The sequence below is a fragment of the Frigoribacterium sp. Leaf164 genome (assembly GCF_001423665.1).
GTDB classification, from domain to species: Bacteria; Actinomycetota; Actinomycetes; order Actinomycetales; family Microbacteriaceae; genus Frigoribacterium; species Frigoribacterium endophyticum.
On the sequence record NZ_LMOX01000003.1, the window covers coordinates 229146 to 245454 of the forward strand.

Consider the following 16309-nt stretch of genomic DNA (forward strand, 5'->3'; position numbering starts at 1 on the left):
TAGAAGGCTCCTGCTCTATCCGCTGAGCTACGAGGGCGTGGGCCCCACGATACCGTGCCCGCTCAGACGGCCAGGGCGAGCGCGCCGAGCAGCTGGTCGAGCCGCGGCACCCCGGCGGCGCGGAACACCTCGCTGCCGGCCCGGTCGAGCACCACGATCGTCGGCGTGCTGCGGACGTCGCGGGCCTCCGCCTCGTCGGGCCGGGCGACGACGTCGGCCTCGTCCACCTCGAGCAGCGGCACCAGGGCCGAGGCCTCGGCCACGACGGCGCGGGCCGCGTGGCAGGGGCCGCAGAACGCGGACGTGTACAGCTCGACCTTCATGCCCCCGTACAACGAGGAGGCGCGGGGAGATGTTCCCCGCGCCTCCTCGTCCACCTGCCGTGGCGTCAGAACGTGCCGAACTCGTCGGTGCGGTCGCCGCGGTTCTCGAGGGCGTCGACCGGGTCGCTGTCGGCCTCGTCGAGCTTGTAGTGCACCTGCAGCTGCTCGCCGTTCATCTTCGCCTCGCGCACCTTGTACACGAAGCCGGTCTCGATGCCCTCGACGAGCACGTAGTCGACGATCTCGTCCTCGTAGGAGCCGTCGAAGCTGGTGCGGGTGTCGGTCCGGCCGTCGCTCGGGCCGCCCTCGAAGAAGACGACGTACTCGGATCCCTCGGCCACGGTGGGCTTGCTGTCTGTCATGCCACCCTTCTACCAGGAGGCGCGGACCGAGCGCCCAGGTAGGTCGCGCCTCCGGGGCAGCGCCCGAGCCCGAGCGTGTCGGCCCCCGACGCTAGAGTGGCGGCATGGCTTCCACGAACGACCGGCTGGTCTGGATCGACTGCGAGATGACCGGGCTCGACATCGCGGTCGACGAGCTGGTCGAGGTGGCCGTCGTCGTCACCGACTTCGACCTCACGCCCGTGCACCCCGGCTTCACGATCGTGATCAAGCCCGACCAGTCGGCGCTCGACAACATGAACGAGTTCGTCACCGACATGCACACCTCCTCGGGCCTGCTGGAGGAGATCCCGGGCGGCGTCAGCCTCGCCGAGGCCGAGTACGAGGTGCTCGAGTACATCCTCAAGTACGTCCCCACCGAGCAGCACGCCCCCCTGGCCGGCAACACGATCGGCACCGACCGCGCCTTCCTCGCGAAGTACATGCCGCGGGTCGATGGCCACCTGCACTACCGCAGCGTCGACGTCTCCTCCATCAAGGAGCTCGCCCGCCGCTGGTTCCCCCGCGTCTACTTCAACGCCCCGCAGAAGCACGGCGGCCACCGGGCCCTCGCCGACATCCTCGAGTCCATCCGCGAGCTCGAGTACTACCGCCGTGCCGGCTTCGTCGCCGACCCCGGGCCCACCACCGACGACGTCCAGGCGATCTCGAAGGCCGTCGTGGACGAATGGGCCTCCCGGCTGTAGTAGAGTCTTCTCGTTGCGATCGCTCCGGCGGCCGCACATGGTGGGTATAGCTCAGCTGGTAGAGCGCCTGGTTGTGGTCTAGGAGGCCGCGGGTTCAAGCCCCGTTACTCACCCAAATAGAAAGGCCCTGCCCTACGAGGCAGGGCCTTTTTTGGGTTCCGTGCTTGTTTGTCTCAGATGCGCGAGCGCATCTGAGACGCCCAATGGGAAGGCCCTGACCTACGAGGCAGGGCCTTTTTTGGGTTCCGTGCTTTTTGGTCTCAGATGCGCGAGCGCATCTGAGACGCCAAATGGAAAGGCCCTGCCCTACGAGGCAGGGCCTTTTTTGGGTTCCGTGCTTGTTCGGTCTCAGATGCGCGAGCGCATCTGAGACGTCGTCGATGGCTGGGCGGACGGGTCGGTCATGGGTGGTGTCCGATGGGCGGGATGGGGGCGGGGCCGGTAGGACTGAGGGGTGAGAGACGCGGGGGTGTGGGGCGCGAGGCGCCGGCGTCGTGGTGGGGGCTCGTCGTCGCGGGGGTGGCGTTCATCGCGCTCGGGGTCGGGGCGTTCTTGACGTACAGCTACTGGGGGTGGGACGGGCGCATCTCTGGCCTGATCTTCATCGGCCCGGTCCTGGGCGTCTGGTTCATCGTGTGGGGCGTGGGCAAGGGGGCCCGGGAGGCGGCGCACCGGATGCGCGTGGCGCGTGCGGCCGATCATCCGCCCGACCCGATGGGGGTCGACTGAGGCCTCAGGCGGGGTGTGGGAGCCTGAACGGGTGAGCGACGACCGAGCAGCCGGCATCGACCCGTCCGAGGTGAGCGCCGAGCAGTTCGACGACATGGTCGTCGCCGAGCTCGATCTCCTGCCCGACGACATGGTCGACGGCCTCGACAACGTCGTCTTCGTCACCGAGGACCGCCCGGAGGACGGCACGCTCGACCTGCTCGGCCTCTACGACGGCGTCGCCCTCACCGAACGCGGCAGCTACGGCTTCGGCGAGCTGCCCGACCGCATCGTCCTCTACCGCGAGCCCCACCTCGCCGCCGTCGACCACGTCGACGAGCTGCGCGACGAGATCCACGTCACGCTCGTGCACGAGATCGCCCACTTCTACGGCATCGACGACGACCAGCTGCACCAGCTCGGCTGGGCCTAGCGGCGCCTCCCCGTGCCCCGATCTGGGCCCTGACGCGCTGCGAGGGCCCCGGACGGGTCACCTCGACGGAGACGGCGGCGACGACGTGGGCGACGGCGACGGCGGCGGCACCGGCACCGGCGTCACGGGCACCCGGACGACCACGTCGGCGAGCGCGCGCGGCCGCTCGGCCGCGAGGTGCGCCTCCTCCTGCCCGGCCCAGACCTCCCACCACGGCTCGTAGGCCGCGCCGTCGCGGGCCAGCGCCCGTCGTCGCCGCTCCCCCGCGTCGAGCTCCAGCCACACCGACAGGGTCGCGAGCCCCGAGGAGGCGCGGGTCAGCGACCCGGCGCCCTCCACCACCACCGACACGGCCGGGTCGAGCGTCCGCCGCTCCCCCGGCACGTCGGCGTCCCAGTCCCACGTGGTCCAGCCCGGCTCGCGCCCGACGAGCAGCGACTCCTCGACGACCCGGGAGGCCGCCGCGAGGCCGTGCCAGCCGGGGTAGACGTCGTCGAGGTGCACCAGCTGGACCGGCCCGAGGGCACCGGGCCACGCCGCGACCAGGCGACGCGCGAGCGTCGTCTTGCCCGAGCCGGAGCGGCCGTCGACGAGCAGCACCACGCGGTCGGCGCCGACCCGCGACTCCTCGGCTCGCCGCAGCAGGGCGCCCACGAGGGCGTCGTCGACGGCCGCCGACCACTCCTCAGGCAAGGACGAACTCCCAGGTGCCGGCCACGACGGCCGCGGCGACCGCCGCCGCCGCGATGAGCACCCCGATCGCGACGAGCACGAGGTCGCGGCCCGCGACGCGCGACGGCCGGGCCCAGGTGCGCTCGGCGTCGGAGCCGAAGCCCTTCGCCTCCATCGCCGTCGCCAGCTTGCTGCCGCGGCGCACCGACAGCACCAGCAGGGAGAACGCCTGCCCGCCGAAACGGCGCGCCGCCGCGACGGGGCCCCGGCCGTCCGCGACGCCGCGCGCCCGCCGGGCGAGGGAGAGCTGCCGCCAGTCGTCGGCGAACAGCCCGGCGAGCCGGAGGCCGGCGAGGCCGCCGAGCACGAACCGCGCGGGCAGGTGCAGCACCTGCGCCAGGCCGTCGGCCAGGTCGGTGGGGTCGGTGGTCGCGAGCAGGACGATGCCCGGCACCCCCACCGCGAGGATGCGGAGGCCGATGGCGAGGGCCAGCGAGAGCGACCCGTCGGTCACGCTGATCCACCAGACCTGCAGCAGCACGGCCCCCTCGTCGCGGCCGTAGAGGGCCGTGACGAGCACCGACGTCGGCGCGGCGATCCACAGCGGGGCGGTGCGACGCAGCAGCTGCCGCGCCGAGAGCCCCGCCCACGGCAGCAGCAGCAGCTCGAGCACGAGGGCGACCCCGGCCGAGACGGCGTCGATCGAGAGCAGCAGCACGAGCGACACGACCAGCGCCGCGAGCAGCTTCGCCACCGGGTTCAGGCGGCCGACGAGCCGGTCGGTCTCGACGGCCGCGAGCAGGCTCACGCGACGGCCTCTCGCGCGACGGGCCGCTCGAGGGCGACGACGTCGTCGGCGAGGGCGGCGACGAACTCGGCGTCGTGCGTCACGGCCACCACCGAGCGCCCCTCGTCGACGAGCTCGGCGAGCAGCGCGACGAGCTCCCGCCAGGTGCGGGCGTCCTGCCCGAAGGTCGGCTCGTCGAGCACGAGGAGGCGCGGCCGCGACGCGAGGACGGTCGCGACGCTGAGTCGCCGCTTCTCGCCGCCCGAGAGCGTGAACGGGTTGGCGCCGGCGAGGTGGTCGAGGCGCAGGCGGGCCAGGAGCTCGTCGACCCGGGAGGCGACCTCCGCGGGCGACTCGCCCAGCGCCTCCGGCCCCACCGCCAGCTCCCGGCGGACGGTCGCGGTGAGGAACTGGTGCTCAGGGTCCTGAAAGACCGTGCCGACCCGCGACAGCAGCTGCCGCGAGCGCCACCGGGCGGGCGACGGCCCGGCGCCGGCGGCGAGCAGCTCGGTCGCCCGGAGCGACCCGCCCGCCGGAAGCAGCAGCCCGGCGAGGGTCAGGGCGAGGGTCGACTTGCCCGCGCCGTTCGGCCCGGTCAGCACGAGGGCGCGCGCGTCGTCGACGACGAGGTCGACGCCGGTCGCCACGGCGGGCCCGCGGGCCCCCCGGCGCCCCACGGCGAGGCCCGAGGCCTCGAGCAGGGGCCCGGACGAGGAGGCGCGGTGCCGGTGGGGCAGGGCGGGCGCGGCCCCCGGCACCCACACCCCCGCCTCCGTCAGCCGGACGCGCTCGTGCCCGAGCACGTCGTCGGGCCGGCCGTCGGCGAGCACGCCGCCCCCCGCGGCGAGCACGACGACCCGGTCGACGACGGGCAGCCAGACCGAGACGCGGTGCTCGACGACGACGAGGGTCGCGCCCGTGGCCTCGACGACGCGGGCCACGGCGTCGCGCACCTCGACGACCCCCTCCGGGTCGAGGTTCGCCGTCGGCTCGTCGAGCAGCACGAGGCCGGGCCTCATCGCGAGGGCCCCGGCGAGCGCGAGGCGCTGCTTCTGCCCGCCGCTGAGCTGGGCGGTCGGCCACGAGCGCGGCAGGTCGAGCCCGACCGCGTCGAGGGCCTCGTCGACCCGACGCCAGGTCTCGTCGCGGGGCACGCCGACGTTCTCGCAGCCGAAGGCGACGTCGTCGCCGACGCGGGCGAGCACGACCTGCGAGTCAGGGTCCTGCAGCACGAGGCCCACCCGCCCGCGCTGCTCGGCCGGCGGGCGGCCGTCGACCAGCAGCTCACCGGTCGCGTCGCCCTCCTCGTCGCCGCCCAGCACGCCGGCGAGGCCCGCGAGCAGCGTCGACTTGCCGGCGCCGGAGGCCCCGAGCAGCAGCACGCGCTCCCCGGGCTCGACGACGAGGTCGAGCCCGGAGACGGCCGGTCGCAGCCGGCCGGCGTGGCGCCACCCCCAGCCGCGGGCGTCGACCCGGGCCCCGGAGGCGGTCGTCACGTCGTCGGCAGCGGTCGGCTCAGACGCGGGCCTCGGCCGAGCGGCCCGAGGCGAAGCGGCTGAGGGCGCCGGTGCGGGCGAGGCCCCGCGCCGCGAGCCACGAGAGCAGGCCGGCGAGCAGCACGCCCGAGACGACGGCGCTGACGCCGTAGACGACCTTGTACTCGATCGCGGTGGCGGCGATCGACGAGAACGAGGTGTCGAGCAGCGCGACGACGACGCCCGCGCCGGCGCCGGCGAGCAGGGCCACGTGGAGGCGCCAGGTCGTGTACAGGAACGCCGCGAGCACCAGCTCGGCCCCGAGGCCCTGCAGCACGCCCCAGATCAGCGTCGAGAAGCCCCACTGCGTGCCGATCAGCATCGAGACGACGGCGGCCATGACCTCGGTGTAGATCGCGGCGCCGGGCTTGCGGATGACGAGCCCGCCGAGCACGCCGGCGAAGAGCCAGCCGCCGGCGAGGAGGCCCGAGAGCCCCGGCAGGAACGACAGGGCGCTGTCGAGCGGGGTCCAGGCGAGGCCCCAGGCCCAGAAGACGACGCCGCAGGCGACGCCGATGACGCTCGCGACGACGATGTCGACGACGCGCCAGCGGCGCGACGGCTTCCTCGGCGAGGTGGCGGCCGGACGTTCGTCGCGGCTCGAGGACGACTCGTTCGCGGACACGGAAACAGACATGTTCTCTCCTCCCTGCGCTGGCATGATCCAGATCAGGTTCGACGGTCGAAGCGTGGATCGCTTCCTCTCAGCCCGGATCACCGGACTCCCGTGTGTGTGCCGCCGAGCATAGCCCAGTCGAGAGGGTCTGCTCGTTGCCATCTGGTATCATAGCAGATACCGTCGACTGCATGCCCATGACCCTCCGACTCGACGACCACGAGGCCGACGCGCTCCGCCGCCGCGCGGCGCTGGAGTCCCGGTCCATGCAGGACGTCGCACGCCAGGCCGTGAGGGAGTACGTCGACTCCCACAGCCGGGCCGACCTCCTGGACGACGTACTCGACGACGAGCTCCCTCGCTACGCCGAGGCTCTCCGCCGACTCGGCGAGTGATCCACCTCACCTACGGCGAGCTGCTGCACGTCGCACGGCGCGCTGTCGCTCCCGACGTCGTCGTGCGCGACGCCGGCCTGCTCGAGTCGGCCCTCGCGAGGCCGCGGGCCTCCGTGCTCGGCGCGGACGCCTACCCGACCCTGGAGGAGAAGGCCGCGGCCCTCGTGCACTCGCTCGTCAACAACCACGGGTTGGTGGACGGGAACAAGAGGTTGGGGCTCGCCGGCCTGATCGCCTTCCTCGGCCTCAACGGTCGTCGGCTGACGATGACCGAGGAGGGCGCCTACGACGTCATCGTCCAGATCGCCGAGGGCGTGCTCGACGACGTCGAGACGATCGCCGAGTGCCTCGTCCAGCACACCGAGCCCCGCCGGGTCAGGCGAGGGTGAGCTGCCCGTCGGCCCGCAGCCACTCGAGCCCGTCGAGCACCGCCTCGACGGTCGTCCAGCGCGGCGCGTAGCCGAGCAGGCGACGGGCCTTGTCGATGCTCATCGAGTGGCTGCGCGAGAGGTGCTCCCACGAGGCGTCGGCCGAGGCGGGGTCGCGCTGTGCCCGGAACTCGTCGAACGTCGCGAACTCGAGCCGCGCCTCCTGCCCGAACGCCCTCGCGACCTGCTGGGCGAGGCCGCGCAGCGTGACCGCCCGCTCGCTGACGACGTGGAACGACTCGCCGACCGCCTGGGCCGGCTGCTCGACGGCGCGCTGGAACGCCTGGGCCACGTCGTCGGCGTGCACGTGGTGCACGGTCTCGAGGCCGAGGCCGGGCATGACGACCTCGCGGCCCGTCGCGAGCGCCTCCCAGACGTCGAGGTCGAGGTTGCCGACCGGGTTGATCATCGGCCAGCCCGGCCCGGTGATGTGGCCGGGGTGCAGCACCGTGCTGGGCACCCCGCCGGGGCGACGCGACTCGGCGAGCAGCAGGCGCTCGATCTCGGCCTTCTGCGTGCCGTACTCGCCGAACGGAGCGCGCCGCGCCTCCTCGGTGACGGGCACCTCCTCCGACGGGCCGTGCACCCAGATGGTGCCGCAGTGCACGAGCACGGTGCCCGTGCCGCGCAGGGCCTCGACGAGGGAGAGGGCCGAGGCGGGGGTGAAGCAGATCATGTCGACGACGACGTCGGCCCCGAGCTCGGCGACGCGCCGGCCGAACGAGCCGTCGGCGTCGCCCGCCTCGCGGTCGAGCTGGACGCGCTCGACCTGGCGCCAGGCGGGGTGCTCGCGGTAGGGGGCGGACGCGCCGCGGCTCACGGCGACGACGTCGTGGCCGGCGAGCACGAGCCGCGGGACGAGGAACCCGCCGACGTGGCCGGTCGCCCCGATCACCACGACCCTCACGAGCGGGCCGCCCCGGAGGGGGCACCGAGGAGGCGCGGGGCGGGCGGGCAGGAGGCGGTGGCTGCCGACGTCGGCAGCGGTGCGGGCGTCATGCCCTGACGCTACCCGTCGGTCGGCGCCGCCGGGCCTGGCCCCCGACCGGGGGTCAGCGACGGTCCCCCCAAGTGCCCACTATCCGGTCACCCGCCGTTCTCCCTATGTTCAGCCTGAGCCGTCAGCGACGCCCGTCGTCCGCACCGACGTCGCCCGGCCCCACCCGACGAGGAGAACGATGTCCTTCAGCCCGATCACCGCCCGCACGCGCCGCCGCGTGCTCTCCACCTGTCTGGCCGTCTCGCTGGCGACGGGCCTCGGCCTCGCCGGCGCCGGCGCCGCGGTCGCCGCGCCCGGCGACGGCTCGGTCGTCGCCGCCCAGCCGGCCCCGGCCCTGCCCGTCGTCACCGGCCAGGTCATGAACTACGCCGTCAACGTCACGAAGGCCAACAACGGCCAGACCCGGAAGGCCGAGCGGGCCGTCACCGCCGCCGCCGGCACCGTCGTCGCGTCGTGGCCCGAGATCGGCGTCGTCATCGCTCAGTCCGACAACGTGAACTTCGCCGCCTCCGTCCGTGCCGACAAGTCGGTCGCCTCGGTCGGGGCGACCCGCACGGCGCCCGTCGCCGCCTCCGACCCGACGTGGAAGGGCGCGCCCGACACGGCCGCGCTGCAGCGCACCGGGGGCTCGGCCTCGCAGCAGTCCGTCGCCGAGCAGGAGGGCCTGGAGGCGGCGACCGCCGTCACGGCCGACCCGCTCGAGGCCCGCCAGTGGGACATGACCGCCATCAAGGCGGACCAGGCCCACCAGGTCACCGACGGCTCGAAGAAGGTGCTCGTCGCCGTGCTCGACTCGGGCATCCAGGGCGACCACCCCGACCTCGCCGCGAACATCGACCAGGGCCGCTCCGCCGGCTGCCTCAGCGGCACGCCCGACACCTCGTACGCCGCCTGGCAGCCCACGACGAGCGACCACGGCACCCACGTCGCCGGCACCATCGCGGCCGGCCGCAACGGCGTCGGCATCGTCGGGGTCGCCCCGGCCTCGAAGCTGAGCTCCGTCAAGGTCGTCAACGACGACGGGTTCATCTACGCCGAGGCCGCCATCTGCGGCTTCATGTACGCCGAGGCCACCGGCGCCGACGTCACGAACAACAGCTACTTCATCGACCCGTGGGAGTTCTGGTGCGGGTCGGACGTCGACCAGGCGGCCGTCAAGACCGCCGTCGACCGCGCCGTCCAGTTCACGCAGCGCAAGGGCGTCGTCAACGTGGCGGCCGCCGGCAACAGCGCCGTCGACCTCGCGAACAAGACCGTCGACACCGGCAGCCCCAACGACACCGTGCCGGTGACCCGCCAGCTCGACGAGACCTGCACCGACATCCCCGCCGAGCTCGACGGCGTCGTGACGGTCTCCTCCACCACCTCGACCGGCACCAAGTCGTCGTTCTCGAACTACGGCGACGGCGTCATCGACGTCGCGGCCCCCGGCTCGAGCATCCTGTCGACCGTGACCGGCGGCGGCTACGGCACCAAGTCGGGCACCTCGATGGCCAGCCCGCACGTGGCCGGCGTGCTCGCGCTGCTCAAGGCGACGCACCCCCGCGCCGAGGGCACGCAGCTCACCGACCTGCTGTACGCCCAGGCCGACGACGTCGCCTGCCCCGCCACCGCGGCGACCTGCGTCGGCACCCCGGCCGACAACGGCTGGTTCGGCGAGGGCCTCGTCGACGCGCTCGACGCCGTGACGGCGCCGTGACCCGTCGCTGAGCCGACATCCGCACCGCCGGAGGGCGCCCCGTCGACGACGGGGCGCCCTCTGCCGTCCGAGGGCCGCCCCCGGCGGCCCTCGGACGGCCGCGGCCCCTAGGCTGAGCCGAGTTCTAGACGGAGGATCGATTGCACACCTGGCCAGGCAACCCCTACCCGCTCGGCGCCACCTACGACGGCGGCGGCACGAACTTCGCGATCTTCAGCGAGGCGGCCACGAAGGTCGAGCTGTGCCTCTTCGACGCCCAGGGCGTCGAGACCCGCGTGCCCCTCACCGAGGTCGACGCCTACGTCTGGCACGCCTACCTGCCGACGGTGCAGCCCGGCCAGAAGTACGGCTACCGCGTGCACGGCGAGTACGACCCGGCCGCGGGCTGCCGCGCGAACCCCGCCAAGCTGCTGCTCGACCCGTACGCGAAGGCCACGAGCGGCGACATCGACTGGGACGAGGCGCTCTTCGCCTACGACTTCGGCGACCCCGACTCGCGCAACGACCGCGACAGCGCGCCGCACATGATGCTCGGCGTCGTGATCAACCCGTTCTTCGACTGGCAGGGCGACCGCCCGCCGAAGTACAGCTACGACGAGACCGTCGTCTACGAGGCCCACGTGAAGGGCCTGACGCAGACGCACCCCGAGATCCCCGACGAGCAGCGCGGCACCTACGCCGGCGTCGCCCACCCGGCGATCATCGAGCACCTGCAGAAGCTCGGCGTCACGACGCTCGAGCTGATGCCCGTGCACCAGTTCGTGCAGGACAACACCCTCCTCGAGAAGGGCCTCAGCAACTACTGGGGCTACAACACCATCGGCTTCTTCGCGCCCCACGCCGCCTACTCGGCGACCGGCGACACCGGCCAGCAGGTGCAGGAGTTCAAGACGATGGTGCGGGTGCTGCACGAGGCCGGCATCGAGGTCATCATCGACGTCGTCTACAACCACACGGCCGAGGGCAACCACCTCGGGCCGACCCTGTCGTTCAAGGGCATCGACAACGCGGCCTACTACCGCCTGATGGACGACGACGCGACGTACTACATGGACTACACGGGCACCGGCAACAGCCTGAACGTCCGTCACCCGCACTCGCTGCAGCTGATCATGGACAGCCTGCGGTACTGGGTGACCGAGATGCACGTCGACGGGTTCCGCTTCGACCTCGCCGCCTCCCTCGCCCGCGAGTTCTACGAGGTCGACCGCCTGTCGACGTTCTTCGAGCTGGTGCAGCAGGACCCGATCGTGTCGCAGGTGAAGCTCATCGCCGAGCCCTGGGACGTCGGGCCCGGCGGGTACCAGGTCGGCAACTTCCCGCCCCAGTGGACGGAGTGGAACGGCAAGTACCGCGACACCGTCCGCGACTTCTGGCGGGGCGAGCCCTCCACCCTGGGCGAGTTCGCCAGCCGCATCACCGGCTCGGCCGACCTCTACGAGCGCGACGGGCGCCGTCCGGTCGCGAGCATCAACTTCGTCACGGCGCACGACGGCTTCACCATGCGCGACCTCGTCAGCTACGACGAGAAGCACAACGACGCCAACGGCGAGGGAGGCGCGGACGGCGAGAGCCACAACCGCTCCTGGAACTCCGGCGTCGAGGGCGAGACCGACGACCAGGCCGTGCTGGCCCTCCGCGAGCAGCGCCAGCGGAGCTTCCTGGCGACGCTGCTGCTCAGCCAGGGCGTGCCCATGCTGCTGCACGGCGACGAGCTCGGCCGCACCCAGCGCGGCAACAACAACACCTACGCCCAGGACAGCGAGATCAGCTGGATCGACTGGGCGAGCGCCGACCGCGAGCTGATCGAGTTCGTCGCCGAGGTCATCAAGCTCCGGCACGACCACCCCACGTTCCGTCGACAGCGGTACTTCAACGGCCGCCCGGTCACCCGCGGCGAGGGCGAGCCCCTGCCCGACATCGTCTGGCTGACGCCCGAGGGCGACGCGATGCAGGAGGGCGAGTGGAACGAGTCGTACGCGAAGTCGGTCGGCATGTTCCTCAACGGCGACGGCATCCGAGGCCGTGACCACCGCGGCGGCCGCATCACCGACGTCAACTTCGTCCTGTACTTCAACGCCAGCGAGGAGACCGTCACGTTCGTGCTGCCTCCCGACGAGTACGCCGAGGGCTGGGAGGTCGTGGTCGACAGCACCGTTGCGCCTCCGGTCGCCCCCGCCACCGCGCCTCCCCGGTCGCTGCAGGCAGTCCGTGCCGCGACCACTCCCCAGCCCCCCTCCTCCCCTCAGGTCGTCCCGGCCCTGAGGGCCGGCGACCAGCTGCCCGTGGCCAGCCGGTCCCTGGTCGTCCTGCGCGCCACGGCTGAGGACCCCTCGTGACCCGACGCGACCACCCCCGCTCCACCTACCGCCTGCAGATCCGCGAGGCCTTCGACCTCGACGCCGCCGCCGCGGTCGTGCCCTACCTGCGCGACCTCGGGGCCGATTGGGTCTACCTGTCGCCCGTGCTCGAGGCCGAGCCCGGCAGCGACCACGGCTACGACGTCGTCGACCACAGCCGGGTCGACCCGGCCCGGGGCGGCGCGGCCGGGCTCGACGCCCTGTCGACCGCCGCGCACGACGCCGACCTCGGCGTGCTCGTCGACATCGTGCCGAACCACGTGGGCGTCGCGACGCCGAAGGCCAGCGTCTGGTGGTGGGACGTCCTGACCCACGGCCGCGAGAGCCGCTGGGCCGAGGCGTTCGACGTCGACTGGGCGGCCGGCGGCGGCAAGCTGCTGCTGCCCGTGCTCGGCGAGCCGGCCGCGGCCGACGGGACGATCGAGGGCCTCGAGGTCGTCGGCGACGAGCTGCACTACTACGAGAACGTGTACCCGATCGCTCCCGGCACGGCCGCCGAGGGCGACGACGCGGCCGCCGTCCACGCCCGCCAGTCGTACGAGCTGGTGCACTGGAAGCGAGCCGACACCGACCTCAACTACCGCCGCTTCTTCGCGGTGAACACCCTCGCGGGCATCCGCGTCGAGATCCCCCGCGTCTTCGACGAGTCGCACGTCGAGATCGGCCGCTGGTTCCGCGAGGGGCTCGTCGACGGCCTCCGCGTCGACCACCCCGACGGCCTCGCCGACCCGGGCGGGTACCTCGACCGCCTCGCCGAGCTGACCGGCGGCGCGCACGTGCTCGTCGAGAAGATCCTCGAGGGCGACGAGCGCCTGGCCGAGGACTGGGCCACCGACGGCACCACCGGCTACGACGCCCTCGCCGACCTCGACCGGGTCTTCGTCGACCCCTCGGGCGCCGAGGCCCTCGGCGCGCTCGACTCCCGCCTCCGCGACGGTGACGGCCCCGACGACTGGCACGAGATGATCCTCGGCACCAAGCGGGGCATCGCCGACGGGATCCTCGGCAGCGAGATCCGGCGCCTCGCCCGGCTGCTGTCGGACGACGGCCGCGCCGACGACCGCGCCGTCGACGCCCTCGCCGAGCTCGCCGCGGCCTTCCCCGTCTACCGCAGCTACCTGCCGCAGGGGGCCGAGCACCTCGACGAGGCCGCCGAGGTCGCCACCGCGCACCGCCCCGACCTCGCGGCCACGATCACCGAGGTCGTCGCCGTGCTGCACGACGCCGAGCACCCGGCCGCCGTCCGGTTCCAGCAGACGAGCGGCATGGTGATGGCCAAGGGCGTGGAGGACACCGCGTTCTACCGCTACAGCCGTCTCGCCACGCTGACCGAGGTCGGGGCCGACCCCGCCGAGTTCTCGCTCACGCCCGCGGAGTTCCACGACCGCCAGCAGCTGCGCCTCGCCGAGCGCCCGTTCGGCATGACGACCCTCTCGACCCACGACACCAAGCGCAGCGCCGACGTGCGCGCCCGCGTCTCGGTGCTCGCCGAGGTCGCCGAGGAGTGGGCCGCCACGCTCGAGCGGCTGCGGAGCCTCGCACCGGTCGGCGACGGCCCGTTCGAGAACATCCTCTGGCAGACGATCGTCGGCGCCTGGCCGGCGTCGCGCGAGCGCCTGCACGACTACGCCGAGAAGGCCTCGCGCGAGGCCAGCAGCTCCACCACGTGGACCGACCGCACCCCCGAGGCCGAGGCCTTCGAGGAGCGCATGCACGCGGCGGTCGACGCTGCGTTCGACGACGACCAGGTGCGCCACGAGGTCGAGCGCATCGTCGACGTGCTGCGCCCCGCGGGCTGGAGCAACTCGCTCGGCGTCGCGCTGCTGCAGCTCACCGGGCCGGGGAGCCCCGACGTCTACCAGGGCGGCGAGCTGTGGGACTTCTCGCTCGTCGACCCCGACAACCGACGTGAGGTGGACTTCGAGGCGCGCCGCCGCCTCCTCGCCGACGTCGTCGCGGGCACCGTGCCGCCCGTCGACGAGACGGGGGCGGCCAAGCTGCTCGTCACGCACCGCGCGCTGACGCTGCGCCGCGACCGGCCCGAGCTGTTCACCCGGTACGCCCCGCTGCCCGTGCTCGGCGAGCGCCGCGACCACGTCGTCGCCGCCGACCGTGGCGGCGCTCTCGTCGTCGCCACGCGCCTCCCGGTGTCGCTCGAGCAGGCCGGCGGCTGGGACGACACCGTCGTGCTCACCCGCGGCGGCGCCTGGGTCGACGTGCTCACGGGCCGTCGCCACGAGGGCGGCCACGTCCGCCTCGCCGAGCTGCTCGAGACGTACCCCGTCGCGCTGCTCGTCCCGGCGGACAGCCAGGTCTAGCCGGGCGCCGCACGACTACCGTCGACCCCTGCGGGTCGGCGGTCGTCGTCGTGCCCGCACCCCGCACCTCCCCCGCACACCGACCACCCGACACCTCCGAGGAGACCGATGAGCGTCTACGACGTCTGGGCCCCGACCGCCACCACCGTGCGACTGCACCTCGACGGCGAGGTGCTGCCGCTCGCGGCCGAGCCCGCCACCGGGTGGTGGCGCGCGCCCGCCGACCTCGACCGCGGGCCGGGCCACCGCTACGGCTTCCTGCTCGACGACGGCGACACGCCGCTGCCCGACCCGCGCTCGCGACGCCAGCCCGACGGCGTGCACGGCCTCAGCGAGACCTTCGACCCGGCAGCCTTCGCCTGGACCGACGAGGCCTGGACGGGCCGCCAGCTCGGCGGCGCGGTGATCTACGAGCTGCACCTCGGCACCTTCACCCCCGAGGGCACGCTCGACTCGGCGATCGAGAAGCTGCCGCACCTCGTCGAGCTCGGCGTCGACCTCGTCGAGCTGCTGCCGGTGAACGGCGTCAACGGGCGCTGGAACTGGGGCTACGACGGCGTCGACTGGTTCACGGTGACCGACAACTACGGCGGGCCGGAGGCCTACCAGCGCTTCGTCGACGCCGCGCACGCCGCGGGCCTCGGCGTGGTGCAGGACGTCGTCTACAACCACCTCGGCCCCTCGGGGAACTACCTGCCCGTCTTCGGCCCCTACCTCTCGAGCAAGCACGCCAACACCTGGGGCGACAACGTCAACCTCGACGACGACGGCGCGCACGAGGTGCGAGAGTTCATCCTCGACAACACGGCGATGTGGTTCACCGACTACCACGTCGACGCGCTGCGCCTCGACGCCGTGCACGCGCTCCGCGACGACTCGCCGGTGCACCTGCTCCAGGAGATGGCCGAGCGCACCGCGGCGCTGAGCGCCCACCAGCGGCGCCCGCTGACGCTGATCGCCGAGAGCGACATGAACGACCCGCGCCTGATCACCCCGCGCGACGGCGGCGGCTCCGGCCCCGACCACCGCCAGGGCTACGGCCTCGACGGGCAGTGGAGCGACGACTTCCACCACGCCCTGCACGTGGCGCTGACCGGCGAGACCACCGGCTGGTACGCCGACTTCGCGTCGCTCGACTCGCTCGCCAAGGTGCTCACGAAGGGCTTCTTCCACGACGGCACCTGGTCGTCGTTCCGCGAGACCGACCACGGCTTCCCGATCGACGTCGAGCACATGCCCGGCTGGCGCCTGGTCGTGGCGAACCAGAACCACGACCAGATCGGCAACCGCGCGATCGGCGACCGCCTCGCGGCCACGCTCGACGACGGCCAGCTCGTCATCGCCGCCGCCCTCACCTTGGCGTCGCCGTTCACGCCGATGCTCTTCCAGGGCGAGGAGTGGGCCGCGTCGACCCCGTGGCAGTTCTTCACCTCGCACCCCGAGGCCGACCTCGGCGAGGCGACCGCGAAGGGCCGCATCGCCGAGTTCGCGAAGCTCGGCTGGGACGAGTCGACCGTGCCCGACCCGCAGGACCCGGAGACCTACCGGCGCTCGAAGCTCGACTGGTCGGAGGTCGAGCAGGGGCGGCACGCCCTCGTGCTGAGCGCGTACCGCCGCCTGGCCGCCCTGCGACGCGCCGAGCCCGACCTGACCGACCCGCGCCTCCCCCGCGTCTCGGTCGAGCACGACGCCGACGCCCGGTGGCTCGTGCTGACGCGCGGCTCGCTGCGGGTCGCCGTCAACTTCGCGGAGCAGGAGGCGCGCGTCGCCGTGCCCTGCACCGAGGTGCTGTTCACGAGCGACGACGCCGTCACCGCCGGCGAGTCGCTGCTGCTGCCGCCGCACTCGGTGGCGATCGTCCGCTGAGGCAGCCGGCCCGCGGGCCGGAGGAGACGAGAGGAGGGGCGGGTCGTGTCGCGACCCGCCCCTCCTCTCGTCCGTCGGTGGC

The 16309-nt window shown here is 73.2% G+C and carries 16 protein-coding genes, 1 tRNA gene and 1 riboswitch; of the genes, 10 read left to right on the top strand and 7 right to left on the bottom strand.

Going from position 1 to position 16309, the window contains the following annotated elements; genetic code table 11:
- Positions 1–62: 62 nt before the first annotated feature.
- Both ASF82_RS09125 and ASF82_RS09130 read right to left on the bottom strand, forming a co-directional pair.
- Positions 63–323 (bottom strand): thioredoxin family protein, encoded by a 261-nt coding sequence (locus ASF82_RS09125; protein ID WP_056056477.1) that lies wholly within the window; start codon positions 321–323, stop codon positions 63–65.
- 65 nt (positions 324–388) lie between these two features.
- Complete coding sequence (locus ASF82_RS09130) at positions 389–685, bottom strand: hypothetical protein (RefSeq protein ID WP_056056478.1); 297 nt, start codon at positions 683–685, stop codon at positions 389–391.
- Between the two features lie 104 nt (positions 686–789).
- Between ASF82_RS09130 and orn the strand changes: the two genes are divergently transcribed.
- The 4 genes from orn (at position 790) to ASF82_RS09150 (ending at position 2551) form a co-directional block, all read left to right on the top strand.
- Positions 790–1410, top strand: a complete 621-nt coding sequence (orn, locus tag ASF82_RS09135; RefSeq protein WP_056056479.1) for an oligoribonuclease — start codon at positions 790–792, stop codon at positions 1408–1410.
- Positions 1411–1450: 40 nt separating this feature from the next.
- A tRNA-His gene (locus ASF82_RS09140) sits at positions 1451–1523 on the top strand.
- Between the two features lie 406 nt (positions 1524–1929).
- Positions 1930–2139 (top strand): hypothetical protein, encoded by a 210-nt coding sequence (locus ASF82_RS09145; RefSeq protein ID WP_156370044.1) that lies wholly within the window; start codon positions 1930–1932, stop codon positions 2137–2139.
- A gap of 94 nt (positions 2140–2233) precedes the next feature.
- A complete protein-coding gene (locus ASF82_RS09150; RefSeq protein ID WP_056058815.1) occupies positions 2234–2551 on the top strand; it encodes a metallopeptidase family protein in 318 nt (105 codons plus the stop codon).
- Between the two features lie 57 nt (positions 2552–2608).
- Here ASF82_RS09150 and ASF82_RS09155 read toward each other — a convergent pair whose 3' ends face one another.
- The 4 genes from ASF82_RS09155 to ASF82_RS09170 all read right to left on the bottom strand — a co-directional run bounded on the left by ASF82_RS09155 (position 2609) and on the right by ASF82_RS09170 (position 6182).
- Complete coding sequence (locus tag ASF82_RS09155) at positions 2609–3244, bottom strand: hypothetical protein (RefSeq protein ID WP_235491243.1); 636 nt, start codon at positions 3242–3244, stop codon at positions 2609–2611.
- Positions 3237–4031: an energy-coupling factor transporter transmembrane protein EcfT gene (locus ASF82_RS09160; RefSeq protein ID WP_056056481.1), complete on the bottom strand. Its 795-nt coding sequence runs from the start codon at positions 4029–4031 to the stop codon at positions 3237–3239. The genes ASF82_RS09155 and ASF82_RS09160 overlap by 8 nt, the downstream gene beginning before the upstream one ends.
- Entirely contained in the window at positions 4028–5506 is a 1479-nt protein-coding gene (locus tag ASF82_RS09165) for an ABC transporter ATP-binding protein (RefSeq protein ID WP_082514517.1), read from the bottom strand. Before ASF82_RS09165 ends, ASF82_RS09160 begins: the two co-directional genes overlap by 4 nt.
- 19 nt (positions 5507–5525) lie before the next feature.
- Positions 5526–6182 carry an ECF transporter S component gene (locus ASF82_RS09170; protein WP_056056482.1) on the bottom strand — a complete coding sequence of 219 codons (657 nt, stop codon included), beginning with the start codon at positions 6180–6182 and terminating at the stop codon, positions 5526–5528.
- A riboswitch (TPP riboswitch) is annotated at positions 6174–6284 on the bottom strand. (Overlaps the previous gene by 9 nt.)
- Positions 6285–6352: 68 nt before the next feature.
- On the opposite strand from ASF82_RS09170, the gene ASF82_RS09175 reads away from it, so the two are divergent.
- Both ASF82_RS09175 and ASF82_RS09180 read left to right on the top strand, forming a co-directional pair.
- The gene (locus tag ASF82_RS09175; RefSeq protein WP_185233190.1) at positions 6353–6556 is read left to right on the top strand and encodes a ribbon-helix-helix protein, CopG family; all 204 of its coding nucleotides are present in this window, start codon (positions 6353–6355) and stop codon (positions 6554–6556) included.
- Entirely contained in the window at positions 6553–6945 is a 393-nt protein-coding gene (locus ASF82_RS09180; RefSeq protein WP_056056483.1) for a type II toxin-antitoxin system death-on-curing family toxin, read from the top strand. The genes ASF82_RS09175 and ASF82_RS09180 overlap by 4 nt, the downstream gene beginning before the upstream one ends.
- Here ASF82_RS09180 and ASF82_RS09185 read toward each other — a convergent pair.
- On the bottom strand, positions 6932–7879 hold the full coding sequence (locus ASF82_RS09185; RefSeq protein ID WP_369814270.1) for an NAD-dependent epimerase/dehydratase family protein: 948 nt from the start codon (positions 7877–7879) through the stop codon (positions 6932–6934). The genes ASF82_RS09180 and ASF82_RS09185 overlap by 14 nt on opposite strands.
- Positions 7880–8162: 283 nt before the next feature.
- Here ASF82_RS09185 and ASF82_RS09190 point away from each other — a divergent pair, with 283 nt between their 5' ends.
- From ASF82_RS09190 to treZ, 4 genes are all read left to right on the top strand, one after another.
- Entirely contained in the window at positions 8163–9683 is a 1521-nt protein-coding gene (locus ASF82_RS09190; protein ID WP_082514518.1) for a S8 family serine peptidase, read from the top strand.
- Between the two features lie 140 nt (positions 9684–9823).
- The gene (glgX, locus tag ASF82_RS09195) at positions 9824–12022 is read left to right on the top strand and encodes a glycogen debranching protein GlgX (protein ID WP_082514519.1); all 2199 of its coding nucleotides are present in this window, start codon (positions 9824–9826) and stop codon (positions 12020–12022) included.
- Positions 12019–14361, top strand: a complete 2343-nt coding sequence (treY, locus tag ASF82_RS09200; protein ID WP_056056485.1) for a malto-oligosyltrehalose synthase — start codon at positions 12019–12021, stop codon at positions 14359–14361. The genes glgX and treY overlap by 4 nt, the downstream gene beginning before the upstream one ends.
- A gap of 108 nt (positions 14362–14469) precedes the next feature.
- Positions 14470–16227 (top strand): malto-oligosyltrehalose trehalohydrolase, encoded by a 1758-nt coding sequence (gene treZ / locus ASF82_RS09205; protein ID WP_056056486.1) that lies wholly within the window; start codon positions 14470–14472, stop codon positions 16225–16227.
- The last annotated feature ends 82 nt before the right edge of the window (positions 16228–16309 follow it).